The following is a 2189-nucleotide window of genomic DNA, read 5'->3' as shown; positions in this document are numbered from 1 at the left end:
GCGTTCAGTCATGCACGCTAGCGTGGACGTGCCCCGGGGCGCGCGTCCGCAAGACGACGGGCGTCTGTGTCGACCGCCCGGGGCCCGACCCGAAGCGAGGACCCCGTGGACCAGACCGCCGTCCCCCCCCGGCCCCCCCTGCCCACGGCCCGCCCCGTCGCGCGCCCCCCGCGTGCGGCGGCGACGGCTGCCGGCGCGGTGGTCAGGGCGTCCGGGGTGACGGCGTCCTCGAGGTCGAGGATCACCGCGTCCGCGCGCTCGAGCGCCGTGGCGTACCGCTCGGGGCGGTCCGCCGGGGTGAACATGACGGCCGGTCCGAGGGTCAGCGCGCTCATGCCCGCTCCCCCGTGCCTGCGGCGTCGGCGGCCTTCGCCTTGGCCTCCGCGTGCGCCTGCGCGGTCCACATCAGACAGGTGCGCTGGGCGCGGACGACGACGTCGCCGTGCTGGTTCTCCCCCGTCATCGCGAACGTGACGATCCGCTGCCCCGGCCGCGAGGAGGACTCGCGGATTGCGGTGACCTCGGAGCGCCCGTAGAGCGTGTCCCCGTGGAAGACCGGCTTCGGGAACGCGATCTCCCCCAGGCCGAGCTGGGCCACGAGCGTGCCCTGTGTGGTCTGCCCGACGGCGAGGCCCACCAGGGTGGACAGCGTCAGCATCGAGTTGACCAGCGGTCGGCCGAACGGCTGGTCCGCCGCGTACGCGTGGTCCAGGTGCAGGGCCTGCGGGTTCATGGTGAGGGTGGTGAACAGGACGTTGTCCGCCTCGGTGAGCGTGCGGCCGGGCCGGTGCAGGTAGACCTGACCGACCGCCAGCTCGTCCGCGTAGCGGCCCCGCTGCTCGATCTCGACGCGCTCCGTCACGTCAGAGGCCCAGCTCGCGGGCGATCAGCATGAGCTGCACCTCGGTGGTGCCCTCGCCGACCTCGAGGATCTTGGAGTCGCGGTAGTGACGGGCCACGAGGGTCTCGTTCATGAAGCCGTAGCCGCCGAACACCTGGGTGGCGTCCCGGGCGTTGTCCATGGCGGCCTCGCCGGCGATCAGCTTGGCCATGGCGGCCTCGGTCTTGAACGGCTTGCCGGCCAGCATCTTCTGGGCGGCCTCGTAGTAGGCCAGGCGGGCGGCGTGCGCGCGGGCCTGCATGCGGGCGATCTTGAAGGACACGGCCTGGAACTGCCCGATCTTCTGGCCGAACGAGGTCCGCTGCTTGGCGTAGGCGACCGACTCGTCCACGCAGCCCTGGGCCGCGCCGGTGGCCAGGGCCGCGATGGCGATACGGCCCTCGTCGAGGATCTCGAGGAAGTGGGCGAAGCCGCGGCCGCGGGCGCCCAGCAGGTTCTCCTCCGGCACGCGCACGTCCGAGAAGTGCAGGGCGTGGGTGTCCGAGGAGTTCCAGCCGACCTTGTCGTAGGCCTTGGCCACGGAGAAGCCCTCGGTGCCGGCGGGCACGAGGATCGTGGAGATCTCCTTGGCGGGGCGGCCGTCGTGGCCGGTCCTGCCCTCCACGGTGCCGGTCACGGCGGTGACGGTGACGAGCGAGGTGATGTCCGTGCCGGAGTTGGTGATGAACTCCTTGGCGCCGTTGATGCGCCACTGGCCGTCCTCGAGCGCGGCGGTGGTCTGGGTGCCGCCGGCGTCGGAGCCCGCGCCCGGCTCGGTGAGGCCGAAGCCGGCCAGGTGCGTGCCGGCCACGAGGTCCGGCAGCCAGCGCTGCTTCTGCTCCTCGGTGCCGAACTTCAGCAGCGGCATGGCGCCCAGGGAGACGCCGGCCTCGAGGGTGATGGCCACGGACTGGTTGACGCGGCCGAGCTGCTCGAGGGCCAGGGCCAGGGCGAAGTAGTCGCCGCCCATGCCGCCGTACTCCTCGGGGAACGGGAGGCCGAACAGGCCCATCTCGCCCATCTGGGCCACGATCTCGTACGGGAACTCGTGCTGGGCGTCCAGCTCGGCGGAGACCGGGGCCACGACCTCGTCGGCGAACTCGCGGACGGTGTCGGAGAGGACCTGGTAGTCCTCCTCGAGGGCGGGCAGGGTGCGGTGCTTGGTGCTCATGGTCCTCTCCTGTTCTCAGGTGTTCTCTGCGGGTGCTGCGTGCTCGGTGGGCTCGACGACGGCGATCAACGCCTGCGCGGCCACGGCGTCGCCCTCGGCGACGTGGACGGTCACGACGCCGGCGACGGCGGCCGTGAA

2 protein-coding genes and 1 pseudogene are annotated in these 2189 nt (G+C 72.4%); all 3 read right to left on the bottom strand.

Annotated features, from left to right (window positions below):
* Positions 1–173: 173 nt before the first annotated feature.
* Positions 174–335: pseudogene (locus tag D8M29_RS11320) on the bottom strand (CoA ester lyase); the annotation flags it as partial.
* Positions 332–862: a MaoC family dehydratase gene (locus D8M29_RS11315; protein ID WP_041104218.1), complete on the bottom strand. Its 531-nt coding sequence runs from the start codon at positions 860–862 to the stop codon at positions 332–334. The gene D8M29_RS11315 and the pseudogene D8M29_RS11320, both read right to left, overlap by 4 nt.
* 1 nt (position 863) lies before the next feature.
* On the bottom strand, positions 864–2051 hold the full coding sequence (locus D8M29_RS11310) for an acyl-CoA dehydrogenase family protein (RefSeq protein WP_041104216.1): 1188 nt from the start codon (positions 2049–2051) through the stop codon (positions 864–866).
* Positions 2052–2189 lie beyond the last annotated feature (138 nt).

Source organism: Micrococcus sp. HSID17227 (assembly GCF_003989405.1).
Classification (GTDB): domain Bacteria; phylum Actinomycetota; class Actinomycetes; order Actinomycetales; family Micrococcaceae; genus Micrococcus; species Micrococcus luteus.
The sequence above is the reverse complement of the archived record's forward strand: the minus strand, read 5'-3'. Positions and strand labels throughout refer to the sequence as shown.

Bases quoted from the DNA above. Each gene is read 5' to 3' on its own strand.
- D8M29_RS11310 (WP_041104216.1), bottom strand. From the start codon at position 2,051: ATGAGCACCAAGCACCGCACCCTGCCCGCCCTCGAGGAGGACTACCAG.